Origin of the sequence: Hydrogenophaga sp. NH-16 (genome assembly GCF_004006415.1) — a bacterium.
GTDB lineage: Bacteria > Pseudomonadota > Gammaproteobacteria > Burkholderiales > Burkholderiaceae_C > Hydrogenophaga > Hydrogenophaga pseudoflava.
Map to the genome: position 1 here is coordinate 1,563,489 of NZ_CP029344.1, position 24,487 is coordinate 1,587,975.

Genomic DNA, 24,487 nt, shown 5'->3' on the forward strand with positions numbered 1-24,487 from the left:
GTGTGGCGCACTACCATGCGATTCTGAACATCCCATAGGAGCACCCACATGAAGAAGATCCTGGCCTTTGCCCTGACCGCCGCCGTTTCGGCCGGCGCATTTGCCCAAGGCTTCCCCAGCAAGCCCATCACCCTGGTGGTGCCCTTTGCCGCTGGTGGCCCCACCGACCTGGTGGCCCGCCAGCTCGCCGAAGCCATGCGCAAGCCGCTGGGCGGCGCTTCGGTCGTGGTCGAGAACGCCGCCGGCGCCGGCGGCACCATCGGTGCCGCCAAGGTGGCCCGCGCCGCGCCGGACGGCCACACCCTGCTGGTCTGGCACATCGGCATGGCCGCCACCGCCAGCCTCTACCGCAAGCTGCCCTACAAGCCGCTGGAGGACTTCGAGTACCTGGGCATGATCAACGACGTGCCGATGACGCTGCTGGGCTCGCCCAAGCTGCCCGCCGCCACCTACCGCGACTTCGAGAACTACATCCGCGCCAACGGTGGCAAGCTGAACCTGGCCCACGCCGGTCTGGGTTCCGCCTCGCACCTGTGCGGCCTGATGTGGCAGTCCGCGGTCAAGCTGGACAAGGCCATGACCACCATCGCCTACCGCGGCACGGGCCCGGCCATGAACGACCTGATCGGCGGGCAGGTGGACGTGATGTGCGACCAGACCACCAACACCACCGCGCAGATCGAAGGCGGTCGTGTCAAGGCTTTCGCTGTCACCACAGCCAAGCCGCTGTCCGGCCACAAGCTGCTCAAGGACTACCCGTCGCTGCAGGAAATGGGCCTCAAGGGCTTCAACCTGACCATCTGGCACGCCATGTACGCACCGAAGGGCACGCCGGCGGATGTGCAGAAGAAGCTCAACGACGCTCTGCAGGTCGCGCTGAAGGACCCGGACTTCGTCAAGAAGCAGGCCGAGCTGGGCGCTCTGGTGGTCACCGACAACCGCGTGACCCAGGCTGGTCACAAGGCCTTCGTTGCCAGCGAAATCACCAAGCTCAAGACCGCAATCGACGCTGCCGGCGAATTCGCCGACTGACCATCCGGGACCGGGCCGCCAGCCCGGCCAACGAACGACAGCCCGCTGATGCGGGCTGTTTCGTTTCCGGGGCCCGGGGGCCTTGGAGGCGTCAAACGCCCCAGACGATCTCCACCTCGGCCTTGGCGCAGCGCTGGAGCATCTCGATGAACGGCGCACTGCGCATGCGCAGGCTGACCGCCTCGAACTGCGGCGCCGGTTCGCCCTTGGCCAGCGCCTCTTCCTTCATCTGCTGCTGCGCCGCTTCTTCGGCCTGAACCGCTGCGCGCAGGGCGGCGATGGCGCCAGGCATTTCCTCGGGCCGGATGATGCCGGAGGACGAAGCATCCTTGCCCAGGATGTCCAGGATGTGCTTGCCGCTGGGCGCCAGCATCACCAGATCGCCGGTTTCGCGGGACTTGAATCGGTACAGGGACATTCGGGACTCCTCCACTGAGAACACTGCACAGCATTCTTGCACCGTTCGGCGGGAAGCCCGTCCGCCCCTTCCCCCCTGCGGGTTAACCCGGTTGTTCGCATTTAGTTCAAGCCTAAACTAATCAGGCATGAACACACCCACTCCAGCGCTGAGGCGCATCCTGTGCATCGGTGGCGGCCCGGCGGGCCTCTATTTCGGCCTGCTCATGAAGCGGCGCTTCCCGGCGCTGGAGGTGACCGTGGTCGAGCGCAACCGGCCCTACGACACCTTCGGCTGGGGCGTCGTGTTCTCCGACCAGACCCTGGTCAACCTGCGCCGGGCCGACCCCGAGACCGCGCAGGCCATGCAGGACGCCTTCAACCACTGGGACGACATCGAGGTGTTCTACAAGGGCGCCAGCGTGCGCTCCGGTGGCCACGGCTTCATCGGCATCGGCCGCAAGCGCCTGCTCAACATCCTGCAGGAACGCTGCGAGGCCCTGGGCGTGAAGCTGGTCTTCGAGACCGATGTCACAGACGACCAGGCGCTCGCTCAGCAGTACGGCGCCGACCTGGTGATCGCCAGCGACGGCCTGAACAGCCGCATCCGCACGCGCTACGAAAGCACCTTCCAGCCCGACATCGACACCCGGCTGTGCCGCTTCGTCTGGCTGGGTACGAAGAAGACCTTCGACGCCTTCACCTTCGCCTTCGAACAGACCGAGCACGGCTGGTTCCAGGCCCACGCCTACAAGTTCGACGACGAAACCTCGACCTTCATCGTCGAGACGCCCGAACCGGTGTGGAAGGCGCACGGCATCGAAGACATGAGCCAGGAGGAAGGCGTCGCGTTCTGCGAGAAGCTGTTCGCCAAATACCTCGACGGCAACGCCCTGATCAGCAACGCCAAGCACCTTCGCGGCTCGGCCAACTGGATCCGCTTCCCGCGCGTGATCTGCAACACCTGGGTGCACTGGCAGGACATCGCCGGCAGGAAGACCCCCATCGTGCTGATGGGCGACGCCGCCCACACCGCCCACTTCTCCATCGGCAGCGGCACCAAGCTGGCCCTGGAGGATGCCATCGACCTGGCCGACGAGTTCACGAACCACGCCGGCGCCGAAATGGCCACCGTGCTGCAGGGCTACGAAGCCCGCCGCAGCGTCGAGGTGCTCAAGATCCAGAACGCCGCCCGCAACTCCACCGAGTGGTTCGAACATGTGGACCGCTACACCGGCATGGAGATCCAGCAGTTCGCCTACTCGCTGCTCACGCGCAGCCAGCGCATCAGCCACGAGAACCTGCGCCTGCGCGACGCGAAGTGGCTCGAAGGCTACGAAGACTGGTTGCAGTCCCGCGCCGGCGGCCGCAGCGCCGGTGGCAAGCCCACTCCGCCCATGCTGCTGCCGCTCAAAGTGCGCGGCGTTGAACTCAAGAACCGCATCGTCGTCTCCCCGATGGCGCAGTACAAGGCGCAGGACGGCGTGGTCGGCGACTGGCACCTGATGCACCTGGGCGCGCGCGCCGTGGGCGGCGCGGCGCTGGTGATGGTGGAGATGACCAGCCCGACGCCCGAGGGCCGCATCACCCCCGGCTGCCCCGGCCTGTGGAACGACGCGCAGCAGGCCGCGCTGGCCCGCATCGTGGACTTTGCACGCCAGAACGGCGGCGCCAGGATGGGCCTGCAGCTCGGGCACAGCGGCCCCAAGGGTTCGACGCAGCTGGGCTGGGAAGCGATGGACGAGCCGCTGGCCACGGGCAACTGGCCGCTGCTGTCGGCCAGCGCCCTGCCCTATGGCGAACAGAACCAGATCCCGAAGGCCATGACCCGCGCCGACATGGAGGCGCTGCGCGATGCCTTCGTCGAATCCACGAAACGTGCCGCGGCCGCCGGCTTCGACTGGCTGGAGCTGCACTGCGCGCACGGCTACCTGCTCTCGGCCTTCATCTGCCCGCTGACCAACCAGCGCAGCGACGGGTACGGCGGTTCACTGGAGAACCGCTGCCGCTACCCGCTCGAAGTTTTTGCGACGATGCGCGCCGCCTGGCCCGCCGACAAACCCATGAGCGTGCGCATCTCGGCGCACGACTGGGCACCCGGCGGCAACACACCCGACGACGCGGTCGCCATCGCGCGACTGTTCAAGGCCGCCGGCTGCGACGTGATCGACGTGTCCTCGGGCCAGACCACGCGGCAGGCCAAGCCGGTCTACGGCCGCATGTACCAGACACCGTTTGCCGACCGCATCCGCAACGAGGTCAACATCCTCACCATGGCCGTCGGAGCGATCAGCGAGGCCGACCACGCCAACAGCATCATCGGCGCCGGACGCGCCGACCTCTGCGCCGTGGCCCGCCCGCACCTGGCCGACCCGGCCTGGACGCTGCACGAAGCGGCGAAGCTGCAGACCCGCGCCATCGACTGGCCGCTGCCCTATCTCAGCGGCCGCGACCAGCTCTACCGCGAGATCGCGCGCCAGCAGGCCTTTCAAGGCACGGTCGTCACCCAGGACCCGGCCGAAACCTCATGACCACCATCGACACCCTCGACCTCGAAGCCCGCGCCCACAGCGAACACGCGCAGGAGCTGCGGCTGTGGCTGCGCCTGCTGGCCTGCTCGCAGCTGATTGAAAAACGCGTTCGCACCGGCCTGCGCGAGCAGTTCGACACCACGCTGCCGCGTTTCGACCTCATGGCCCAGCTCGAACGGCACCCAGAAGGCCTGAAGATGAAGGAGCTGTCGCAGCGCCTCATGGTCACCGGCGGCAACGTCACCGGCATCACCGACCAGCTGGTGGCCGAGGGTCTGGTGGAGCGCGTGGGAGTCGAGGGCGACCGCCGCGCCTTCCTCGTGCGCCTCACCCCCGCCGGACGCAGCGCCTTCGAGCGCATGGCCGTGCAGCACGAGCAATGGATCGTGCAGGCCTTCGAAGGCCTCGGCCCCAAGGACCTGGACCACCTGCACAAGCTGCTCGGCAAGGTGAAGCAGCACCAACTGGACCTCGAATGAAACACCCCATCCCCGCCCACAACCCCATGCGCGGCCAGTACAGCGCCATGGCCACCACCACGCCCACCCACTTCGCGCTCAGCGTGCAGGACGGTGTGGCCACCGTCACACTCAACCGGCCTGAGCGCAAGAACCCGCTGACCTTCGACTCCTACGCCGAGCTGCGCGACTGGTTCCTGGGCCTGCAGCGCGCGACCGACATCAAGTCGGTGGTGGTCACCGGCGCGGGCGGCAACTTCTGCTCCGGCGGCGACGTGCACGAAATCATCGGCCCCCTCACGAAGATGACCATGCCCGAGCTGCTGGCCTTCACCCGCATGACCGGCGCGCTGGTCAGCGCCATGCGCGCCTGTCCGCAGCCCATCGTGGCCGCGCTGGATGGTGTCTGCGCCGGCGCGGGCGCGATGATGGCGCTGGCCTCGGACCTGCGTCTGGGCACGCCCGCGGCCACGGTCGCCTTCCTGTTCACCCGCGTCGGCCTGGCCGGCGCCGACATGGGCGCCTGCGCCCTGCTGCCGCGCATGATCGGCCAGGGCCGCGCGAGCGAACTGCTGTTCACCGGCCGTGCCATGAGCGCGCAAGAAGGCCACGCCTGGGGCTTCTTCAACGCGCTGCACGAAAGCGAAGTCCTGCTGCCCGCCGCGCACAAGCTGGCGTCGCAGCTGGCGCAAGGCCCGACCTTCGCCCACGGCATGACCAAGACCATGCTGCACCAGGAATGGGCCATGACGCTGGACCAGGCCATCGAGGCCGAAGCGCAGGCCCAGGCCATCTGCATGCAGACGCAGGACTTCCGCCGGGCGTACGAAGCGTTCGCAGCGAAACAAAGACCCGTCTTTGAAGGGGACTGAAATGGTCGCCTTCGAACACCCCCATCCGCACGGCGCGCTGGCCCCCACCGCGCACCTGGAGCTGCCCTTCTTCGAGGATGCGCACCGGGCGCTGGCCAACGGCCTGGTGGCCTGGGCGCGCGAACAGCGCGTCGATGAAACCGACGACCGCGCCGCCTGCAAGGACTGGGTGCGGCGCCTGGGCGCGGCAGGCTGGCTGCGCTACTGCGTGCCCGAAGCGCATGGCGGCGCCCTGCCCGCGCTCGATTCGCGCGCGCTGGTCATCCTGCGCGAGACGCTCGCGTTCCACTCTCCACTGGCCGACTTTGCATTCGCCATGCAAGGGCTGGGCAGCGGCGCCATCACGCTGGCCGGCACGCCCGCACAGAAGGCCGCCTACCTGCCCGCCGTCGCCGCAGGCGAGAAGATCGCCGCCTTCGCCCTGAGCGAGCCCGAGGCCGGCTCCGACGTGGCCGCCATGGCGCTGCGTGCCACGCCTTCTGCCGCCGGCTGGGAATTGAACGGCCAGAAGACCTGGATCAGCAACGGTGGCATGGCCGACTTCTATGTCACCTTCGCCAAGACCGAACCCGATGCCGGCGCGCGCGGCATCAGCGCCTTCGTCGTCAACGCCGACACTGCGGGCCTGGACAGCAGCGCCCACATCCAGGTGATGGCACCGCACCCGCTGGCCACGCTCACCTTCAGTAGCTGCACCGTTGCGCGGGAAGCGTTGCTGGGCAACGCCAACGGAGGTTTCAAGCTCGCCATGCAGACGCTCGACATCTTCCGCGCCTCAGTCGCCGCTGCTGCCCTGGGCATGGCGCGCCGCGCCTTCGCCGAAGCGGTGGCGCACGCCAAGCAACGCAAGATGTTCGGCCAGACCCTGGGGGACTTCCAGCTCACGCAGGCACGGTTGGGCGAGATGGGCGCGCTCATCGACGCTGCCGCGATGCTCACCTACCGCGCCGCCTGGCTGCGCGACCGCAGCTCCTCCTGCGGTGCCGGCACACCGGCTTACACCGCGGCGGCGGCGGCGGCCAAGCTCACGGCCACCGAGAACGCGCAGAAGGTCATCGACATGGCATTGCAGATGTTCGGCGGCCGCGGCGTGCAGGTGGGCACCGTGGTGGAACACCTGTACCGCGACATCCGCTCGCTGCGCATCTACGAGGGTGCGAGCGAAGTGCAACTGCTCATCCTCGGCAAACACGCCCTGAAGGCCTGAACCGGAGACCCGCATGGCCCAACACCCTTCCGCCCAGACCGACCGGTTCGTGCACGACCGCCTGCCACCACCGGACCATTGGCCCGAGTTGCGCTACGACCTGCCAGAACTGCAGGCGCTGCCCCAACAGCTCAACGTGGTGCAGGCGCTGTTCGACCGCGCCTTCGCCGCCGGCCACGCGGACCGACCGCTGTTCCGCAGCGACGAACGCACCCTGAGCTACGCCCAGGCCCGTGCCGAGGTGAACCGGTTCGCCAACGTGCTCGCCGGCCTGGGCCTGCAGCCGGGCAACCGCGTGCTGCTGCGCGGCGGCAACTCCATCGCCATGGCGCTGGCCTGGCTGGCCGTGGTGCAGAGCGGCCTGATCGCGGTGGCCACCATGCCGCTGCTGCGCGCCACCGAGCTCAAGAGCATCATCGACAAGGCCCAACCATCGGCCGCGCTGTGCGACGTGAAGCTGCAGGACGAGCTCAAGGCTGCGCTGGCGCAAGGCCCGGACACGGCCACCATGCCGCTGTGTCTGTTCAATACCGGCGACGCCGCGGTGGTGCTGGACCATTCTCTTGAAGCGCTGGCCCGCCACGCCAGCGACCAGGCCGCGCCCTGCCCCACCAGCGCCGACGACATCGCGCTGCTGGCCTTCACCTCTGGCACCACCGGCAGCCCGAAAGCGGCGGTGCACACCCACCGCGACGTGCTGGCCGCCTGCGAAACCTGGCCGCGCCATGTGCTGCGCGCCACCCCCGACGACATCGTCATCGGCTCGCCGCCACTGGCTTTCACCTTTGGTCTGGGCGGCCTGCTGGTGTTCCCCATGTGGGCCGGCGCCTCGGTGTACTTCCCGAGCATCCCGTACACCCCCGAGGCCATGGTGAAGCTGATCGGCCAGGTCGGCGCCACCATCTGCTATACCGCGCCTACTTTCTATCGGCAGATGGCGGCGTTCGCGAAGCAGCACGGCATTGGCCGATTGCGTCTCAGCGTCAGCGCCGGCGAGGGCCTGCCCGACGCGACACGCCAGCTGTGGAAGGAGGCGAGTGGGCTGGAGATGCTGGACGGCATCGGCGCCACCGAGATGTTCCACATCTTCATCTCGGCCGCGCCTGAGGATGTGAAGCGGGGCGCCATCGGGCGTGTGGTGCCGGGCTACGAAGCCAAGATCGTCGACGAACAGGGCAACGACCTGCCACGCGGCCAGGTCGGCCGGCTGGCCATCAAAGGGCCGACGGGCTGCAAGTACCTGGACGACGCCCGCCAGGCGAACTACGTGGAAGGCGGCTGGAATTTCCCCGGCGACGCCTTCCTGCAGGACGTAGATGGGTATTTCATCTACCAGGCGCGCACCGACGACATGATCATCACCGCCGGCTACAACGTGGCTGGGCCCGAGGTGGAGGCCGCGCTGCTGCAGCACCCGGCGGTGGCCGAATGCGGCGTGGTCGGCAAGGCCGACGATGAGCGCGGCATGATCATCCTCGCCTACGTGGTGCTCAAGCCCGGTCAGGCGGCCGACGCCGACCAGGTGAAGACCCTGCAGGATCACGTCAAGCACACGCTGGCGCCCTACAAATACCCGCGCGAGGTGCGCTTCGTCAGTTCGTTGCCTCGCACCGAAACCGGCAAGCTGCAGCGCTTCGCGCTGCGCAAGATGGCCTCCGAGGCCGTGACCTGAACTTCAAGAAAGACCCGTCCCCATGCAATTCCTGCAACCGCCCGGCTGGGCCATCCCCAAGGGCTACGCGAACGGCGTGGCCACCCGAGGCACCCTCGTCTTCGTTGGAGGCCAGATCGGCTGGAACGGTGAACAGCAGTTCGAAAGCGACGACTTCATCGACCAGACCAGGCAGGCCCTGCAGAACGTTCACGCGGTACTGTCCTGTGCAGGGGCCGGCCCCGAGCACATGGTTCGTATGACCTGGTACATCACCGACCGCGACGAGTACAACAGCCGCCTGCGCGAGTTGGGGACCGCATACCGCGAAGTGATGGGCAAGTGCTTCCCGGCCATGACCTGCGTGGAGGTCAGTCGGCTGGTGGAAGCGCGTGCCAGGGTCGAGATCGAGGTCACTGCGGTGGTGCCGGACTAAACCAGGAACCGCAAAAGAGCCACGAACAAAAAAGCCCGCAACTGCGGGCTTTTTGAGGAACTCTGGTTAGTTCCGGATTGGTTGCGGAGGCAAGATTTGAACTTGCGACCTTTGGGTTATGAGCCCAACGAGCTACCAGGCTGCTCCACTCCGCGACAAGCCTTGTATTCTATCACGCTTTTGCGTCGTCGGCGGCAGGTGCAGCATCTTCTGCACGATCCACCAGTTCGACCAAGGCCATGGGAGCGTTGTCGCCCACGCGGAAGCCCATCTTCAGGATGCGGGTGTAGCCACCAGGACGGGCCTTGAAGCGCGGGCCCAGTTCGTCGAACAGCTTGACGACCACATCGCGGTCGCGCAGGCGGTTGAAGGCCAGGCGGCGGTTGGCCACGGTGGCTTCCTTGGCCAGAGTGATCATGGGCTCGACCACGCGGCGCAGTTCCTTGGCCTTGGGCAGGGTGGTCTTGATGACTTCGTGCGTGAGCAGCGAGTTCATCATGTTGCGCAGCATCGCCTGGCGGTGCTCGCTGGTGCGGTTGAGTTTGCGAAGTCCGTGTCCGTGACGCATGGTGATTTCCTTTCAGTGTTTTGCCCCCAGCCGGATCAGGTACTGGGGGTTCGTCAGACGTTGATGACGGTTCAGTGCTTGTCGAGACCAGCCGGCGGCCAGTTCTCGAGCTTCATGCCCAAGGTCAGGCCGCGCGAAGCGAGCACTTCCTTGATTTCGTTGAGCGACTTGCGGCCCAGGTTGGGGGTCTTGAGCAGCTCGTTCTCGGTGCGCTGGATCAGGTCACCGATGTAGTAGATGTTCTCCGCCTTGAGGCAGTTGGCCGAACGAACAGTGAGTTCGAGTTCGTCCACAGGACGCAACAGGATGGGGTCGAACTGCTGCGAGCTGCGTTGTGCAGGCTGATCGAACGCCGACAACTCCACGCCTTCCAGCTGGGCAAACACCGCCAGCTGCTCGACCAGAATCTTGGCCGATGCGCGCACAGCTTCCTCGGGACCGATGGAGCCATTGGTCTCGATCTCCAGAACCAGTTTGTCCAGGTCGGTGCGCTGTTCAACGCGGGCGCTCTCGACGGTGTAGCTCACACGCTTGACCGGGGAGAACGAGGCGTCGAGGACGATACGACCCAGCGAACGCGATGCGTCGTCGTTGCGGCGCAGGCTGCCAGGCACGTAGCCGCGGCCCTTTTCGACCTTGATCTGCATGTCCAGCTTGGCTCCCGCCGACAACGTCGCGATGACATGGCCGGGGTTGACGATTTCGACGTCGTGCGGGGTCTGGATGTCGGCGGCGGTGACCACACCTTCACCGTCCTTGCGCAGGCTCAGGGTGACTTCGTCGCGGTTGTGCAGCTTGAAGACCACACCCTTGAGGTTCAGGAGCATGTTGACGACGTCTTCCTGGACGCCATCGATGGAGGAGTACTCGTGCACCACACCAGCGATCGTCACTTCGGTCGGCGCGTGGCCCACCATCGACGACAACAGCACACGGCGCAGGGCGTTGCCCAAGGTGTGGCCGTAGCCGCGCTCGAAAGGCTCCAGCGTCACCTTGGCGCGGTTGGTCGAGACTTGCTCGACATTGATGGTCTTGGGCTTGAGCAGATTGTTCAGCATTCAAACTTCCTTCAGTTCCCTCGGCTCGTTACACCGATAAGGCAGACGGAGCATGGCCCGGCCTCGCCAGAAACGACGACGACCGGGAACGAAATTAACGCGAGTACAGTTCGACGATCAGCGATTCGTTGATCTCAGCACCGAACTCGTCACGGTCCGGCGTCTTCTTGAAGACACCTTCGACCTTGTCGGCCGAGACTTCCACCCATGCGGGGAAGCCAATCTGCTTGGCCAGCTCCAGGGCTTCGATCACGCGGGCCTGCTTCTTCGACTTCTCGCGCACGGCGATCACATCACCGGGCTTGACCGAGTAGGAAGGAATGTTCACCGGGCTGCCATTGACGGTGATGGCCTTGTGCGACACGATCTGGCGTGCTTCGGCACGGGTCGATGCAAAACCCATGCGGAACACCACGTTGTCCAGGCGCGATTCCAGCAGGAACAGCAGGTTGGCGCCAGTGTTGCCACGACGGCGGTCCGCCTCGGCAAAGTAGCGGCGGAACTGGCGCTCCAGCACGCCGTAGGTGCGCTTGACCTTCTGCTTTTCACGCAGCTGCAGACCGAAGTCGGAGGTGCGCTGGCCAGAGGTACGGCCGTGCTGGCCGGGCTTGGAGTCGAACTTTGCCTTGTCGCTGATGGAACGGCGTGCGCTCTTGAGCAACAGGTCGGCGCCTTCACGGCGAGAAAGTTTGGCCTTGGGGCCGAGGTAACGTGCCACGTTGGGTTCCTTGTTGATAGTCTGCCGCAACCCACACCAGCCGGTGTCATTGCGGGAGCTCTTCCCTGGTGGGAGAAGCGGTGGGCTTAGCAAAAATGCCACCGCAGGCGACTGCGGTGGCGCTCAAAAAAGCTTTTGATTGTAGCGCTTTCCTATCCTCCGTCACAGAGGCAGGAAGCGACCCATCAGATGCGGCGGCGCTTCTGAGGGCGGCAACCGTTGTGCGGCACGGGCGTCACATCGGAAATCGAATTGATGCGGATGCCCAAGGCACCCAAGGCGCGCACAGACGATTCACGGCCAGGACCCGGGCCCTTGATCTCGACGTCCAGGTTCTTGATGCCTTGTTCAATGGCGGCGCGACCAGCCACTTCCGAGGCCACCTGAGCAGCGAACGGGGTGGACTTGCGCGAGCCCTTGAAGCCCTGACCACCCGACGAAGCCCACGACAGTGCATTGCCCTGACGGTCGGTGATGGTGATGATGGTGTTGTTGAAGGACGCGTGCACGTGCGCGATGCCGTCCGCCACGTTCTTGCGGACTTTCTTGCGGACGCGGGCGGCTGCCGAACTGTTGGGAGCTTTAGCCATGTTTCTCTTTCAACCGATTATTTCTTGAGCGACTGGGCGGCCTTGCGGGGACCCTTGCGCGTGCGGGCGTTGGTCTTGGTGCGTTGACCACGAACCGGCAGACCGCGGCGGTGCCGGAAGCCACGGTAGCAACCGATGTCCATCAGACGCTTGATGTTCATCGTGGTCTCGCGACGCAGGTCACCTTCAATGGTGAAGGTGCCGACCTGATCGCGCACCTTCTCGAGTTCCGCGTCGGTCAGGTCCTTGATCTTCTTGCTGTAGTCGATGCCACAGGCTTCGCAGATCTTGCGAGCGCGGGTGCGACCGATACCGAAGATTGCCGTCAGGCCGATCTCGGCGTGTTTGTGCGGCGGGATGTTGATGCCTGCAATACGAGCCATGTTGGTTCCTCTGAACTTCCGAATCAGCCTTGACGCTGCTTGTGGCGCGGGTCGGTGCAGATGACTCGCACGACACCTTTGCGCTTGATGATCTTACAGTTGCGGCACATTTTCTTGACCGAAGCCGAAACTCGCATAGTCTTCTCCTAGATATTCCAAAACATTCAATGTCGACTGGTCACTTCGCCCGGAACACGATTCGTGCTCTGGTCAGGTCATAGGGAGTCAACTCCACCTTGACCTTGTCGCCGGGGAGGATCCGGATGTAGTGCATCCGCATCTTGCCGGAGATGTGCCCGAGCACCACATGTCCGTTTTCCAGTTTGACCCGGAAGGTTGCGTTCGGGAGGTTTTCAACCACCTCCCCCTGCATTTCAATCACATCGTCTTTGGCCATACGACAGCGCCGACATCAGGATTTGAAGTTGGCCTTTTTCAACAGTGATTCGTACTGCTGGGACATCATGTAGTTCTGCACCTGGGCCATGAAGTCCATGGTGACCACCACGATGATCAGCAATGAAGTACCACCGAAGTAGAACGGCACGTTGTACTTCAGGATCAGGAATTCCGGCAGCAAGCAGACTGCAGTGATGTAGATAGCGCCAGCCAGTGTCAAACGAAGCAGAATCTTGTCGATGTAGCGGGCTGTCTGGTCACCGGGACGAATCCCGGGAATGAACGCGCCACTCTTCTTCAGGTTGTCGGCCGTTTCGCGGCTGTTGAACACGAGCGCCGTGTAGAAGAAGCAGAAAAACACGATCGCTGCGGCGTACAAGGCAACATAGATCGGTTGTCCTGGCGATAGAGCAGACGCGATGTCACGCAGCCAGCGCGTGGAATCCCCTGTGCTGATCCAGCTCACCACCGTGGTCGGCAGCAGGATGATGGACGACGCGAAGATGGGCGGAATTACACCGGCCATGTTCAGCTTCAGGGGCAGGTGCGAAGACTGACCACCGTATACCTTGTTGCCGACCTGACGCCGTGCATAGTTCACCAGAATCTTCCGCTGGCCGCGTTCGACGAACACCACGAAATAGGTGACCAGAATCACCAGCGCGATGATGAAGAGCGACACCAGGATGTTCATGGCGCCAGTGCGCACGAGCTCCAGAAGCCCACCGATTGCATTGGGGAGCCCCGCCGCGATACCTGCAAAGATGAGGATCGAAATGCCGTTGCCCAATCCGCGCTCGGTGATCTGCTCGCCCAGCCACATCAGGAACATGGTCCCTGCCACCAGACTCACCACCGCCGTCAGGCGGAACGCCATGCCCGGATCGATCACCAGCCCCGCCTGTCCTTCCAGCGCCAGGGCAATGCCCATAGCCTGGAATATCGCCAGACCCAGCGTTCCGTATCGGGTGTACGCGGTGATCTTGCGACGACCGGCCTCACCCTCCTTTTTCAGCTGCTCGAATGTCGGGACCACATAGGTCATCAACTGCATGATGATCGACGCCGAGATGTACGGCATGATCCCCAGAGCGAAGACTGTGAAGCGCGAGAGAGCGCCACCCGAAAACATGTTGAACAGGCTGAGGATGCCGCCCTGCTGGCCCTTGAACAGCTGTTCCAGTTGGGCAGGGTCGATCCCGGGCACAGGGATGTGTGCGCCGATCCGGTAAACCACCAAGGCCAGCAACAGGAACACCAGCCGGCGACGCAGGTCGCCGAACTTGCCTGTCTTGGCCAGGGTCGTGGAGCCAGTAGCCACAGATTGCCTTTTGCTTGCGATCTGAATCAGGCCAGCGAGCCGCCAGCGGCCTCGATGGCAGCCTTGGCACCGGCGGTTGCGCCGATATCCTTGAGCTTGACCGCGCGGTTGATTTCACCGGTCTTGATGACCTTGACGCGCTTGGCCAGCTGAGCCACCAGGCCAGCCTGCTTGAGCACCAGAAGATCGATCTCGGCGGCATCCACCGTGTTCAGGTCTGCCAGGGTCACTTCGGCATTGAACTGGAGTTGCGCAGACTTGAAACCACGCTTGGGCAGGCGACGCTGCAGCGGCATCTGGCCGCCTTCGAAACCGACCTTGTGATAGCCACCAGAACGCGATTTCTGACCTTTGTGGCCGCGACCGGCCGTCTTGCCCAGGCCGGAGCCAATGCCACGGCCGACGCGACGCTTGGCGTGCTTGGCACCCGCTGCGGGTTGAATGGTGTTGAGTTCCATGACGAATGAGTCCTCTTCGGTCGGGTGCTCAGAGCACCTTCACCAGGTAGGCGATCTTGTTGATCATGCCGCGCACGGCGGGCGTGTCCTGCAGCTCGCTGACGCTGTTGAGCTTGCGCAGACCCAGGCCACGAACGGTGTCGCGGTGCGACTGCTTGGTGCCAATCGGGCTGCGCACCAGTTGAACCTTGACGGTGTTTTGAGTGGTCATGATCGTTCCCATCAGCCCAGGATCTCTTCAACCGACTTGCCGCGCTTGGCGGCCACGTCGGCAGGAGTCGTGGAATTTTTCAGAGCGTCCAGCGTGGCACGCACCAAGTTGTAGGGGTTGCTCGAACCATGGCTCTTGGCCACGACGTCAGTGATACCCAGCACCTCGAATACGGCACGCATCGGACCCCCGGCGATGATGCCGGTACCCTTGGCAGCGGGCAGCATCATGACATTGGAGGCGCCGTGCTCGCCATGCACCGCATGGTGCAGGGAACCGCTCTTGAGCGACACCTTGATCATGTTGCGGCGAGCCTGCTCCATGGCCTTCTGGACGGCCACAGGCACTTCGCGAGCCTTGCCCTTGCCCATACCGACACGGCCGTCGCCATCACCAACCACGGTCAGCGCAGCAAAACCGAGAATACGACCACCCTTGACCACCTTGGTCACGCGGTTGATCGCGATCATCTTTTCGCGCAGACCGTCGTCGTTGCCTTCGTTCTTTACGTTTGCCTGAAATTTAGCCATTTTGTGTATCCCGTCTGATCAGAACTGCAGACCGGCTTCACGAGCCGCATCGGCGAGGGCCTTGACACGGCCGTGGTAGGCAAAACCGGAACGATCGAACGCCACCTTCTCGATACCAGCGGCCTTGGCCTTTTCGGCAATGCGCTTGCCGATCAGGGCCGCAGCGGCGGCATTGCCGCCTTTGCCGGCGGCGCCCAGCTGGGCGCGCACTTCGGCCTCGGCGGTCGAAGCGGAAGCCAGCACCTTGGCACCATCGCCGGAGATGACGTTGGCGTAGATGTGCAGGTTGGTGCGGTTCACGGTCAGGCGAACAGCGCCTTGCTGCGCAATGCGGATGCGCGTCTGACGGGCCCGACGGAGACGTTGCTCTTTTTTGGTCAACATGATCCTGGTCCTTATTTCTTCTTGGTTTCCTTGATCACGACCTTCTCATCCGCATAGCGGATGCCCTTGCCCTTGTAGGGCTCGGGCGGGCGCACGGCGCGCACTTCGGAAGCGATCTGGCCCACGCGCTGACGGTCAGCGCCTTTGATGACGACTTCGGTCGGCGTCGGGGTTTCAACCTTGATGCCGGCAGGCATTTCGATCTCAACCGGATGCGAATAACCGACGCTCAGGTTGAGCTTGGCACCCTGGGCTTGGGCCTTGTAACCCACACCGATCAGGGACAGCTTCTTTTCGAAGCCCTTGCTCACACCGACCACCATGTTGTTCACCAGCTGACGCATGGTGCCGGACATGGCATTGGCTTCCCGCGAATCGTTCGTAGGGATGAACGACAGCGAGCCAGCGTTGTTCTCGACCTTGACCAGCGCGTTTTGCGCCAGAGCCAGGGCACCGAGCGTGCCTTTGACGTTGATCAGGTCGTCCTTGATGGCCACTTCGACCCCTGCGGGGACGGAGACTGGCTGCTTACCAATACGCGACATTTCAGTTGCTCCTCAATGCCCGCATCAGGCGACGTAACACAGGACTTCACCACCGACACCGGTGGCGCGGGCCTTGCGATCGGTCATCACGCCCTTGGGAGTGGTGACGATGGCGACGCCCAGGCCGTTCTGCACTTGGGGCAGCGCGTCACGGCCGCGGTAGATGCGCAGGCCAGGCTTGCTCACGCGCTCGATGCGCTCGATCACAGGACGGCCGGCGTAGTACTTCAGGGCGATTTCGAGTTCGCTCTTGCCGCCTTCGGTCTTCACCTGGAAGCCGTCGATGTAACCCTCGTCCTTAAGGACCTGGGCAATGGCCGCCTTGACTTTGGACGCCGGCATCGACACGGTGGTCTTTTCGACCATCTGCGCGTTGCGGATGCGGGTCAACATGTCAGCGATAGGATCACTCATGCTCATTTGTGGTTCTCCTAGGGCTTACCAGCTGGCTTTGGTGATGCCGGGGATCTCGCCGGCAAAGGCCATCTCGCGGACCTTGGCACGGGCCAGGCCGAAGTAGGCAAACGTGCCACGCGGACGACCGGTGATCTCGCAGCGGTTGCGCTGACGGGTCGGATTGGCGTTGCGGGGCAGCTTCTGCAGCGCCAGACGGGCCGCATCGCGCGCTTCGTCGCTTTGCTTGGCGTCGTTGGCGGTCGCCTTCAGTTCGGCGTATTTCTTGGCGAACTTGGCGGCGAGCTTCTCGCGCTTGAGTTCACGTTGGAGTAGTGCTTGTTTAGCCACGCGCCACCTCAGTTCTTGAACGGGAAACGGAAACCTGCCAGCAGTGCCTTGCACTCTTCGTCAGTCTTGGCGGTTGTCGTGATGCTGATGTTCAGGCCGCGCAGGGCATCGACCTTGTCGTACTCGATCTCGGGGAAGATGATCTGCTCTTTAACGCCGATGTTGTAGTTGCCACGACCGTCAAATGCCTTGCCCGAAATACCGCGGAAGTCGCGCACGCGCGGCAGGGCCACGGTGACAAAACGGTCCAGGAATTCGTACATGCGGGCACCGCGCAGGGTCACCATGCAGCCGATGGGTTGTTGTTCGCGGATCTTGAAACCGGCAATGGCCTTCTTGGCCTTGGTCACCACGGGCTTCTGGCCGGCGATCTTGGTCAGGTCGCCGACGGCGTTGTCCATGATCTTCTTGTCGGCGACCGCCTCGCTCACACCCATGTTCAGGGTGATCTTGGTGATGCGGGGCACCTGCATCGGGGACTTGTAGCCGAACTTCTGGGTCAGCTCCGGCGCAACCTTGTCGCGGTAGATTTCTTGAAAGCGTGTCATGGTTATGCCACCTTGATTTCTTCGCCGCTGGACTTGTAGACGCGCACCTTGTTGCCGTCGGCCAGCTGCTTGATGCCCACACGGTCAGCCTTGCCCGTGGCGCCATTGAAGATGGCCACGTTGGACTGGTGGATGGACATGGTCTTTTCGACGATGCCGCCGGTCACACCCTTCATGGGGTTGGGCTTGGCATGCTTCTTGACAATATTGACGCCTTCGACGACCACACGGTCCTCAGAAGCGCGCTCAAGCACCTTGCCGCGCTTGCCTTTGTCGCGCCCGGCAATAACGATGACCTCGTCGCCCTTACGAATCTTGTTCATGATGAATCCTCAGAGAACCTCGGGGGCCAGGGACACGATCTTCATGAACTTCTCGGTACGCAGTTCACGCGTGACCGGGCCGAAGATGCGGGTGCCAATCGGCTCCAGCTTGGCGTTGAGCAGCACGGCGGCGTTGCCGTCGAATTTGATCAGGGCGCCATCCTGGCGACGGATGCCCTTGGCGGTGCGAACCACCACAGCGTTGTAAACCTCGCCTTTTTTGACGCGGCCACGGGGCGCTGCTTCCTTGATGCTGACTTTGATGACATCGCCCACACTGGCGTAACGGCGCTTGGAGCCACCGAGCACCTTGATGCACATCACGGACTTGGCACCCGTGTTGTCAGCAACATCGAGTCGAGATTGCGTTTGGATCATTTGATTTAAGTCCCAACTTGAATCCTTCCGGCCACCACGGCTGGAAGTGATCAGTCTTGGGCCCGTCGTAGCCAACCACCCCAAGAGGATGGCCCGCGTCGCTGGGCAGAAAGCTTCGCCTTTTACAGCGAAGCCGCAGATTATTGCACCATCAGATCAGCCTGTCAACTGCTCTTCGGTGATACCCGGGCTCAGACCGCTGCGGTCTGTGGCAAGTAGCTGGCGCACAGCGATTCGAACTCGGCCAGCGAGGGCCTGCCACAGCCCTCCTCATCCAGGATCTCCGCCACACGGGGCGCCATGGCGGCGGCGGCGCGGGCATCCAGGAACAAGGCGCGCCAGCGCCGGGCCAGCACATCCTCAACAGTGTGCGCATACTCACTCCTGACGGCATACCGCACCATGGCCTCGGTGAGCCCCAGCCCCAAGGTCTGGTCCGCGCCAGAGCAGGCTCGCACCTCCTCGGCGTGCTGTCCGTACAGGTGCAGACCGGGGCCAGCATGCAGCGGCACCAACGCCCGCCCCGCGACGGGCGCGCCGTCCAACGCATGACACTCGGTCTGCCCGCCCGGCTTGCGGGGCAGCAGGCCTGCGGAAAAACAGCGCTCCATGACATCGTCCGCCATGGCCCGGTAGGTGGTCCACTTGCCGCCGGTGACCGTCAGCAGCCCGCTGGACTCCACCACGATGGTGTGTTCACGCGACAGCACCTTGGTGCTTCCTCCGTCGTCCTTGGGCGGCGCCACCAGAGGGCGCAGCCCGACCCATACGCTGCGGATGTCCTGGCGTTGCACGGGGCGGCGCAGCACGTGGGCCGCTTCACCCAGGATGAAGTCCAGCTCTTCGGCAAAGGGTTGCGGCTCGCGCGGCAGGTCCTGGCGCGGGGTGTCGGTGGTGCCCAGCACCAGCTTGCCCAGCCAGGGCACGGCAAACAGGACGCGGCCGTCGCGCGTCTTGGGCACCAGCAGGGCATGGTGCCCGCCCATGAAGTCGCGGTCCACCACCACATGCACGCCCTGGCTGGGGCTGACCATGCGATCAGGACCTGTGTCCCCCGGCACTCCGGCGCGGGCCCGCAGCGTGTCGACCCAGACCCCGGTGGCATTGATCACGCACCCGGCCTCGACCCGACTGAAATGCCCGGACAGGCGGTCACGGACGGTCACGGAGAAGCTCTGCCCCGTCCGCTCCAGCGCCTCCACCTCGGCGTAGTTGAACAGTTGCGCCCCGGCGTTCTGGGCCGTTCGGGCCAGCGCCAGCGCCAGCCGGGCGTCGTCGAACTGGCCGTCCCAGTACTGCACACCGCCCTTGAGCCCTTCGGGATTGACGCCGGGCAGGGCCTGCAGGGTCTGCGCCCGGCTGAGGAACTCCGTGCGCCCCAGGCCGGCGCGCCCCGCCATCAGGTCGTACAGCTTGAGCCCGGCGCCGTAGAACGGCGTCTGCCACCAGGCGTAGGAAGGCATGACGAACGGCAGCGGCTGCGCCAGGTGCGGCGCGATGCGCAGCACGGTGGCCCGTTCCGCCAGCGCCTCACGCACCAGCGCCACATTGCCTTGCGCGAGGTAGCGCACGCCGCCGTGCAGCAGCTTGGTGGAGCGCGACGAGGTGCCGCCCGCGAAGTCGTGCGACTCGAACAGGGCGACGGAGAACCCACGCAGCGCCGCGTCCAGCGCCACACCCAGGCCGGTGGCGCCCCCGCCGACCACCACCAGATCAAACCGGGGTTGGCGGGTCAGGGACTGAAGGCGTTCTGCGGGATTCATGAATCAGAGGGTGACCGCACACACCCACCAGGGGTGCGTGCGGAGGTTTTACATCAGACCGGAAGACAGCATCCGGTCAACGCGCCTTGCCGGCCTTCCAGGCGTCCAGCAGGGTCTGGTAGGCGATGGTCTCGCCCTTCGGCTTCTCGTTGGCCAGCTTCTTCCACGGCGCCGACTTGTCGGAAAGCCACTTGTCGGCGCTTTCCTTCTTGTTCAGCTTGGGCGGGCACTGCGCCATGCCGGCGCGCTCCAGGCGCGCGAGCACCTCGTCCATCTCCTTGGCCAGATTGTCCATCGCACCCTGCGGGGTCTTCTCACCCGTGACAGCCTGCGCCACGTTCTTCCACCACAGCTGGGCCAGCTTGGGGTAGTCGGGCACGTTGGTGCCGGTGGGCGACCAGGCCACGCGGGCCGGGCTGCGGTAGAACTCGACCAGGCCACCCAGCTTGGGCGCCATGTCGGTCATGGCCTTGCTCTGGATGTCGGACTCGCGGATCGGGGTCAGGCCGACGATGGTCTTCTTGAGCGAGGTGGTCTTGGCGGTCACGAACTGGGCGTAGAGCCAGGCAGCGGCCGTCTTGTTGGCGTCATGTCCCTTGAAGAACGACCACGAACCCACGTCCTGGTAGCCGTTCTGCATGCCCTGCTTCCAGTAGGGGCCGTTCGGGCCTGGCGCCATGCGCCACTTGGGCGTGCCATCGGCGTTCACCACGGGCAGGCCGGGCTTGACCATGTCCGCCGTGAAGGCGGTGTACCAGAAGATCTGCTGCGCGATCTGGCCCTGAGCCGGCACGGGACCGGCTTCGCCGAAGGTCATGCCGGTGGCTTCCTTGGGCGCGTACTTCTTCATCCAGTCGACGTACTTGGTCAGCGCGTAGACGGCCGCGGGCGAGTTGGTGGCACCACCGCGCTCGACCGAAGCGCCCACCGGCGTGCACTTGTCGGCCGCCACGCGGATGCCCCATTCGTCGATCGGCAGGCCGTTGGGCGCGCCGATGTCGGCGGTGCCGGCCATGGACAGCCAGGCGTCGGTGAAGCGCCAGCCCAGCGACGGGTCCTTCTTGCCGTAGTCCATGTGGCCGTAGATCGGCTTGCCGTCGATGGTCTTGACGTCGTTGGTGAAGAACTCGGCGATGTCCTCGTAGGCGGACCAGTTCAGCGGCACACCCAGGTCGTAGCCGTACTTGGCCTTGAACTTGTCCTTGAGGTCCTTGCGCTCGAAGAGGTCGGCGCGGAACCAGTACAGGTTGGCGAACTGCTGGTCGGGCAGCTGGTACAGCTTGCCGTCGGGCGCGGTGGTGAACTTGGTGCCGATGAAATCCTTGATGTCGAGACCGGGGTTGGTCCACTCCTTGCCCGCTCCGGCCATGTAATCGGTCAGGTTCATCATCTTGCCGTAGCGGTAGTGGGTACCGATGAGGTCCGAGTCCGAAATCCAGCCGTCGTAGATGGACTTGCCCGACTGCATCGAGGTCTGCAGCTTCTCGACCACGTCGCCTTCCTGGATCAGGTCGTGCTTGACCTTGATGCCGGTGATCTCCTCGAAGGCCTTGGCCAGCGTCTTCGATTCGTACTCGTGGGTGGTGATGGTTTCGGACACCACCGAGATCTCCTTCACGCCCTTGGCCTGCAGCTTCTTGGCGGCGTCGATGAACCATTTCATCTCGGCCAGCTGCTGGTCCTTGCTCAGCGTGGAAGGCTGGAACTCGCTGTCGATCCACTTCTTGGCGGCGGCCTCGTCGGCCCAGGCCGCATGGCTGCCCAGGGCGCAGAGCGCGGCCAGCGCGAGCGCGTTGTATCGCAATTTCATCGTGTCTCCTTCTCTCGGGTTGATGTGAACGCTGCCCCTCATGGTGCTGGGTGACCACGGCCCCGGGGCAGCGCCGGGCCGTATTCCCTCGAAACGGTTCAGCCCTTGCGCATCACCAGCGCCAGGGCCAGCATGGACAGCACGAAGCTGATCCACACACTGGGCTCCTCCTCCAGCGACATCAGCTCGGCCATCCACTCGGCCGCGCCGACGAACACCAGGTTGATGTAGGCCGCCAGCAGCAGACCGATGAAGAGCCGGTCGCCGCGCGTGGTGGCCATCGGCAGGAAGCCCTTGCGCAAAGTCGTGGGAGAGCGGATCTCCCACACGGTCATGCCGATCAGCATCAGCACGATGCAGGTAAAAAAGACGGCCACCGGCGTGGTCCATGCCATCCACTCGAACATCACACCCTCCCCATGGCAAAGCCTTTGGCGATGTAGTGCCGGACGAACCAGATCACGATCGCCCCCGGCACGATGGTCAGCACGCCCGCCGCGGCCAGCGTGGCCCAGTCCATGCCGCTGGCACTGACGGTGCGCGTCATGGTGGCGACGATGGGCTTGGCGTTCACGCTGGTGAGCGTGCGCGCCATCAGCAGCTCGACCCAGCTGAACATGAAGCAGAAGAACGCCGCCACGCCCACACCCGCCTTGATCAGCGGCAGGAAGATGGTGATAAAGAAGCGCGGGAAGCTGTAGCCGTCGATGTAGGCGGTCTCGTCGATCTCGCGCGGGATGCCCGACATGAAGCCTTCGAGAATCCACACCGCCAGCGGCACGTTGAACAGCAGGTGCGCCAGTGCCACCGCGATGTGCGTGTCCATCAGGCCCACCGTGGTGTAGAGCTGGAAGAAGGGCAGCAGGAACACCGCCGGTGGCGTCATGCGGTTGGTCAGCAGCCAGAAGAAGACGTGCTTGTCGCCCAGGAAGCTGTAGCGACTGAAGGCGTAGGCCGCCGGCAGCGCCACGGTCAGCGAGATCACGGTGTTGATGCACACATAGATCAGGCTGTTGATGTAGCCCGAATACCAGCTCTCGTCGGTGAAGATGAGCTTGTAGTTGTCCCAGGTGAAGGACTGCGGCCAGAGGCTGAAGCTGCTGAGGATTTCCTGGTTGGTCTTGAAGCTCATGTTGACCATCCAGTAGATGGGCAACAGCGCGAACACCAGGTAGGCGATGAGGAACAGCGTCCTCTTCTTGAATCGACGCTCGTTCACGATTGCACCTCTTTCTCGGCCTGGCCGAGGCTCTGCATCCAGTTGTAGAGCACGAAGCAGAACAGCAGGATGATGAGGAAATAGATCAGGGAGAACGCAGCGGCGGGACCGAGGTCGAACTGGCCGACCGCCTTCTGCGTCAGGTACTGGCTGAGGAAGGTGGTGGCGTTGCCGGGGCCGCCACCGGTGAGCACGAAGGGCTCGGTGTAGATCATGAAAGAGTCCATGAAGCGCAGCAGCACCGCGATCATCAGCACGCCGCGCATCTTGGGCAGCTGGATGTAGCGGAACACGGCGAACTTGCTGGCGCCGTCGATGCGGGCGGCCTGGTAGTAGGCGTCGGGAATGCTGCGCAGGCCGGCGTAGGCCAGCAGGGCCACCAGCGGCGTCCAGTGCCACACGTCCATCAGCAGCACCGTCAGCCAGGCGTGGGTGGCGTCGCCGGTGTAGCTGTATTCGATGCCCAGGTTCTGCAGGGCGTGGCCCATCAGCCCGATGTCGGCGCGGCCGAAGATTTGCCAGATGGTGCCGACCACGTTCCAGGGAATCAGCAGCGAGAGGGCGACGATCACCAGCGTGGCCGAGGCCTTCCAGCCCTGGGCCGGCATGGCCAGCGCGAGCGCGATGCCCAGCGGGATCTCGACCGCCAGCACCGCCATGGAGAACTTCATCTGGTTCCACAGAGCGGCGTGCAGGTCCTCGTCGCGCATCACACTGGCGAACCATTCGGTGCCCACGAAGACGCGGCGCTCGGGCGAGATGATGTCCTGCACCGAGTAGTTCACCACCGTCATCAGCGGCAGGATGGCCGAGAAGGCCACGCAGATGAAGACGGGCAGGATCAGGAACCAGGCCTTCTGGTTCACGGGTTTTGTGGTCGCGCTCATGCCACCAGCTCCTCGTTCTTGTAGAAACAGGTGTGCTCACCCAGCACCTGCGCACCGACCTCGTCGCCCACCGCGGGCAGCGCCGCATCCGGCGCCAGGCGAGCCTTGAGGGTCTGGCCGGCCGCGTCCAGCGTGACCAGGAAGTAGGTGCCGATGTCCTGCACCTTCTGCACCGTCGCGGGCAGCGTGGCCGCGGCCCCGGCGGGTGCCAGCGCCAGGTACTCGGGGCGGATGCCCAGGCGCAGCGAGCCTTCGGGCAGCGCCTGCGGCGCCGCCAGCTGTCGGCCGCCGAGCTGCAGCTGCCCGCCCGCGGACTGCGCGTCGAGGAAGTTCATGCCCGGCGAGCCGATGAAGTGGCCGACGAAGGTGTGCGCGGGGCGCTCGAACAGCGCGTCGGGCGTGCCCAGCTGCACCACCTTGCCACGCGTCATCACCACCACCTGGTCGGCGAAGGTCAGCGCCTCGACTTGGTCGTGCGTCACGTAGATCAGCGTGAGCTTCAGTTCGTGGTGGATCTGCTTGAGCTTGCGCCGCAGCTGCCACTTCAGGTGCGGGTCGATCACCGTCAGCGGCTCGTCGAACAGCACGGCCGACACGTCGGGCCGCACCAGGCCGCGGCCCAGCGAGATCTTCTGCTTCTGGTCGGCACTGAGTCCGGCAGCGCGCATGTCCAGCTGGTGGCTCATCTCCAGCATCTCGGCGATCTGGCCCACCCGGGCCTTGATCTGCTGCGCCGGCACCCGGCGGTTCTTCAGCGGGAAGGCCAGGTTCTCGGCCACGGTCATGGTGTCGTAGATGACCGGGAACTGGAACACCTGGGCGATGTTGCGCTGCTGCGGCGTGGCGCGCGTCATGTCCTGGCCGTCGAACTTCACTGTGCCGTGCGACGGCACCAGCAGGCCCGACATGATGTTGAGCATGGTCGTCTTGCCGCAGCCCGAGGGGCCGAGCAGCGCGTAGGCGCCGCCGTCCTCGAAGCTCATGTTCAGCGGCAGCAGCGCGTAGTCGCTGTCTTCCTTCGGGTTCGGCCGGTAGGAGTGGGCGAGGTCGAGATCGATGCGGGCCAT

Annotated in this window: 32 protein-coding genes and 1 tRNA gene; 7 read left to right on the top strand and 26 right to left on the bottom strand. The window is 64.5% G+C overall.

The genetic code is table 11. The features are described from left to right. The first annotated feature begins 48 nt into the window (after positions 1 to 48). Positions 49 to 1,032 carry a tripartite tricarboxylate transporter substrate-binding protein gene (locus DD542_RS07520; RefSeq protein ID WP_066153924.1) on the top strand — a complete coding sequence of 328 codons (984 nt, stop codon included), beginning with the start codon at positions 49 to 51 and terminating at the stop codon, positions 1,030 to 1,032. 91 nt (positions 1,033 to 1,123) lie between these two features. Here DD542_RS07520 and DD542_RS07525 read toward each other — a convergent pair whose 3' ends face one another. Then, positions 1,124 to 1,450 (bottom strand): DUF1840 domain-containing protein, encoded by a 327-nt coding sequence (locus tag DD542_RS07525; RefSeq protein WP_079364326.1) that lies wholly within the window; start codon positions 1,448 to 1,450, stop codon positions 1,124 to 1,126. Positions 1,451 to 1,577: 127 nt separating this feature from the next. On the opposite strand from DD542_RS07525, the gene DD542_RS07530 reads away from it, so the two are divergent. Genes DD542_RS07530 through DD542_RS07555 form a run of 6 tightly spaced genes read left to right on the top strand, consistent with a single transcriptional unit; the run spans position 1,578 to position 8,583 of the window. After that, the gene (locus DD542_RS07530; RefSeq protein WP_127804821.1) at positions 1,578 to 3,959 is read left to right on the top strand and encodes a bifunctional salicylyl-CoA 5-hydroxylase/oxidoreductase; all 2,382 of its coding nucleotides are present in this window, start codon (positions 1,578 to 1,580) and stop codon (positions 3,957 to 3,959) included. Continuing rightward, positions 3,956 to 4,438, top strand: a complete 483-nt coding sequence (locus DD542_RS07535) for a MarR family transcriptional regulator (protein ID WP_079364324.1) — start codon at positions 3,956 to 3,958, stop codon at positions 4,436 to 4,438. The genes DD542_RS07530 and DD542_RS07535 overlap by 4 nt, the downstream gene beginning before the upstream one ends. Continuing rightward, on the top strand, positions 4,435 to 5,289 hold the full coding sequence (locus DD542_RS07540; protein WP_127804823.1) for an enoyl-CoA hydratase family protein: 855 nt from the start codon (positions 4,435 to 4,437) through the stop codon (positions 5,287 to 5,289). The genes DD542_RS07535 and DD542_RS07540 overlap by 4 nt, the downstream gene beginning before the upstream one ends. A 1-nt stretch (position 5,290) precedes the next feature. Next, on the top strand, positions 5,291 to 6,496 hold the full coding sequence (locus DD542_RS07545; RefSeq protein WP_127804825.1) for an acyl-CoA dehydrogenase family protein: 1,206 nt from the start codon (positions 5,291 to 5,293) through the stop codon (positions 6,494 to 6,496). Positions 6,497 to 6,509: 13 nt separating this feature from the next. After that, a complete protein-coding gene (locus DD542_RS07550; RefSeq protein WP_127804827.1) occupies positions 6,510 to 8,168 on the top strand; it encodes a benzoate-CoA ligase family protein in 1,659 nt (552 codons plus the stop codon). Between the two features lie 22 nt (positions 8,169 to 8,190). Further along, positions 8,191 to 8,583 carry a RidA family protein gene (locus DD542_RS07555; protein ID WP_066153948.1) on the top strand — a complete coding sequence of 131 codons (393 nt, stop codon included), beginning with the start codon at positions 8,191 to 8,193 and terminating at the stop codon, positions 8,581 to 8,583. Between the two features lie 78 nt (positions 8,584 to 8,661). Here the strand turns inward: DD542_RS07555 and DD542_RS07560 are convergent. The 25 genes from DD542_RS07560 to DD542_RS07680 form a co-directional block, all read right to left on the bottom strand. Next, positions 8,662 to 8,738: transfer RNA gene (locus tag DD542_RS07560), tRNA-Met, on the bottom strand. Between the two features lie 17 nt (positions 8,739 to 8,755). Further along, positions 8,756 to 9,151, bottom strand: a complete 396-nt coding sequence (gene rplQ, locus DD542_RS07565; protein WP_066157198.1) for a 50S ribosomal protein L17 — start codon at positions 9,149 to 9,151, stop codon at positions 8,756 to 8,758. Between the two features lie 71 nt (positions 9,152 to 9,222). Continuing rightward, a complete protein-coding gene (gene rpoA / locus DD542_RS07570) occupies positions 9,223 to 10,209 on the bottom strand; it encodes a DNA-directed RNA polymerase subunit alpha (RefSeq protein ID WP_066157201.1) in 987 nt (328 codons plus the stop codon). Positions 10,210 to 10,303: 94 nt separating this feature from the next. Continuing rightward, positions 10,304 to 10,927 carry a 30S ribosomal protein S4 gene (gene rpsD / locus DD542_RS07575; protein ID WP_066157718.1) on the bottom strand — a complete coding sequence of 208 codons (624 nt, stop codon included), beginning with the start codon at positions 10,925 to 10,927 and terminating at the stop codon, positions 10,304 to 10,306. A gap of 185 nt (positions 10,928 to 11,112) precedes the next feature. Further along, positions 11,113 to 11,517, bottom strand: a complete 405-nt coding sequence (gene rpsK / locus DD542_RS07580; RefSeq protein WP_079364320.1) for a 30S ribosomal protein S11 — start codon at positions 11,515 to 11,517, stop codon at positions 11,113 to 11,115. 17 nt (positions 11,518 to 11,534) lie between these two features. Further along, complete coding sequence (rpsM, locus tag DD542_RS07585; RefSeq protein WP_066157205.1) at positions 11,535 to 11,900, bottom strand: 30S ribosomal protein S13; 366 nt, start codon at positions 11,898 to 11,900, stop codon at positions 11,535 to 11,537. A 23-nt stretch (positions 11,901 to 11,923) separates the two neighbouring features. Further along, entirely contained in the window at positions 11,924 to 12,037 is a 114-nt protein-coding gene (gene rpmJ, locus DD542_RS07590) for a 50S ribosomal protein L36 (protein ID WP_066157211.1), read from the bottom strand. A 41-nt stretch (positions 12,038 to 12,078) separates the two neighbouring features. Beyond that, positions 12,079 to 12,297, bottom strand: a complete 219-nt coding sequence (gene infA, locus DD542_RS07595) for a translation initiation factor IF-1 (RefSeq protein WP_009514918.1) — start codon at positions 12,295 to 12,297, stop codon at positions 12,079 to 12,081. Between the two features lie 15 nt (positions 12,298 to 12,312). Then, the gene (gene secY, locus DD542_RS07600; protein ID WP_066157213.1) at positions 12,313 to 13,620 is read right to left on the bottom strand and encodes a preprotein translocase subunit SecY; all 1,308 of its coding nucleotides are present in this window, start codon (positions 13,618 to 13,620) and stop codon (positions 12,313 to 12,315) included. Between the two features lie 26 nt (positions 13,621 to 13,646). Further along, complete coding sequence (gene rplO / locus DD542_RS07605; RefSeq protein WP_066157216.1) at positions 13,647 to 14,078, bottom strand: 50S ribosomal protein L15; 432 nt, start codon at positions 14,076 to 14,078, stop codon at positions 13,647 to 13,649. 28 nt (positions 14,079 to 14,106) lie between these two features. Continuing rightward, a complete protein-coding gene (rpmD, locus tag DD542_RS07610) occupies positions 14,107 to 14,289 on the bottom strand; it encodes a 50S ribosomal protein L30 (protein WP_066157720.1) in 183 nt (60 codons plus the stop codon). Positions 14,290 to 14,300: 11 nt separating this feature from the next. Further along, the gene (rpsE, locus tag DD542_RS07615; protein WP_066157220.1) at positions 14,301 to 14,819 is read right to left on the bottom strand and encodes a 30S ribosomal protein S5; all 519 of its coding nucleotides are present in this window, start codon (positions 14,817 to 14,819) and stop codon (positions 14,301 to 14,303) included. Between the two features lie 18 nt (positions 14,820 to 14,837). Next, positions 14,838 to 15,203, bottom strand: coding sequence for a 50S ribosomal protein L18 (gene rplR, locus DD542_RS07620; protein WP_066253441.1), 366 nt, complete (start codon positions 15,201 to 15,203; stop codon positions 14,838 to 14,840). Positions 15,204 to 15,214: 11 nt separating this feature from the next. Continuing rightward, positions 15,215 to 15,748: a 50S ribosomal protein L6 gene (rplF, locus tag DD542_RS07625; protein ID WP_066157226.1), complete on the bottom strand. Its 534-nt coding sequence runs from the start codon at positions 15,746 to 15,748 to the stop codon at positions 15,215 to 15,217. A gap of 24 nt (positions 15,749 to 15,772) precedes the next feature. Beyond that, positions 15,773 to 16,168 carry a 30S ribosomal protein S8 gene (gene rpsH / locus DD542_RS07630; RefSeq protein ID WP_066157229.1) on the bottom strand — a complete coding sequence of 132 codons (396 nt, stop codon included), beginning with the start codon at positions 16,166 to 16,168 and terminating at the stop codon, positions 15,773 to 15,775. An 18-nt stretch (positions 16,169 to 16,186) separates the two neighbouring features. Next, positions 16,187 to 16,492 (bottom strand): 30S ribosomal protein S14, encoded by a 306-nt coding sequence (rpsN, locus tag DD542_RS07635; RefSeq protein ID WP_066157231.1) that lies wholly within the window; start codon positions 16,490 to 16,492, stop codon positions 16,187 to 16,189. An 8-nt stretch (positions 16,493 to 16,500) separates the two neighbouring features. Further along, positions 16,501 to 17,040, bottom strand: coding sequence for a 50S ribosomal protein L5 (gene rplE, locus DD542_RS07640; protein WP_066157723.1), 540 nt, complete (start codon positions 17,038 to 17,040; stop codon positions 16,501 to 16,503). 2 nt (positions 17,041 to 17,042) lie between these two features. Next, the gene (gene rplX, locus DD542_RS07645; RefSeq protein ID WP_127804829.1) at positions 17,043 to 17,363 is read right to left on the bottom strand and encodes a 50S ribosomal protein L24; all 321 of its coding nucleotides are present in this window, start codon (positions 17,361 to 17,363) and stop codon (positions 17,043 to 17,045) included. A gap of 9 nt (positions 17,364 to 17,372) precedes the next feature. Next, complete coding sequence (gene rplN, locus DD542_RS07650; RefSeq protein ID WP_009514936.1) at positions 17,373 to 17,741, bottom strand: 50S ribosomal protein L14; 369 nt, start codon at positions 17,739 to 17,741, stop codon at positions 17,373 to 17,375. Positions 17,742 to 17,932: 191 nt separating this feature from the next. Continuing rightward, complete coding sequence (locus DD542_RS07655; protein ID WP_127804831.1) at positions 17,933 to 19,504, bottom strand: glycerol-3-phosphate dehydrogenase/oxidase; 1,572 nt, start codon at positions 19,502 to 19,504, stop codon at positions 17,933 to 17,935. A 76-nt stretch (positions 19,505 to 19,580) separates the two neighbouring features. Beyond that, positions 19,581 to 21,314: an ABC transporter substrate-binding protein gene (locus DD542_RS07660; RefSeq protein WP_066157238.1), complete on the bottom strand. Its 1,734-nt coding sequence runs from the start codon at positions 21,312 to 21,314 to the stop codon at positions 19,581 to 19,583. Positions 21,315 to 21,412: 98 nt separating this feature from the next. Then, the gene (locus DD542_RS07665) at positions 21,413 to 21,721 is read right to left on the bottom strand and encodes a DUF2160 domain-containing protein (protein ID WP_066157242.1); all 309 of its coding nucleotides are present in this window, start codon (positions 21,719 to 21,721) and stop codon (positions 21,413 to 21,415) included. Next, positions 21,721 to 22,533 (bottom strand): carbohydrate ABC transporter permease, encoded by an 813-nt coding sequence (locus DD542_RS07670; protein ID WP_127804833.1) that lies wholly within the window; start codon positions 22,531 to 22,533, stop codon positions 21,721 to 21,723. The genes DD542_RS07665 and DD542_RS07670 overlap by 1 nt, the downstream gene beginning before the upstream one ends. After that, positions 22,530 to 23,420 carry a sugar ABC transporter permease gene (locus DD542_RS07675; protein WP_079364318.1) on the bottom strand — a complete coding sequence of 297 codons (891 nt, stop codon included), beginning with the start codon at positions 23,418 to 23,420 and terminating at the stop codon, positions 22,530 to 22,532. The genes DD542_RS07670 and DD542_RS07675 overlap by 4 nt, the downstream gene beginning before the upstream one ends. After that, positions 23,417 to 24,487, bottom strand: a complete 1,071-nt coding sequence (locus tag DD542_RS07680; RefSeq protein ID WP_127804835.1) for an ABC transporter ATP-binding protein — start codon at positions 24,485 to 24,487, stop codon at positions 23,417 to 23,419. The genes DD542_RS07675 and DD542_RS07680 overlap by 4 nt, the downstream gene beginning before the upstream one ends.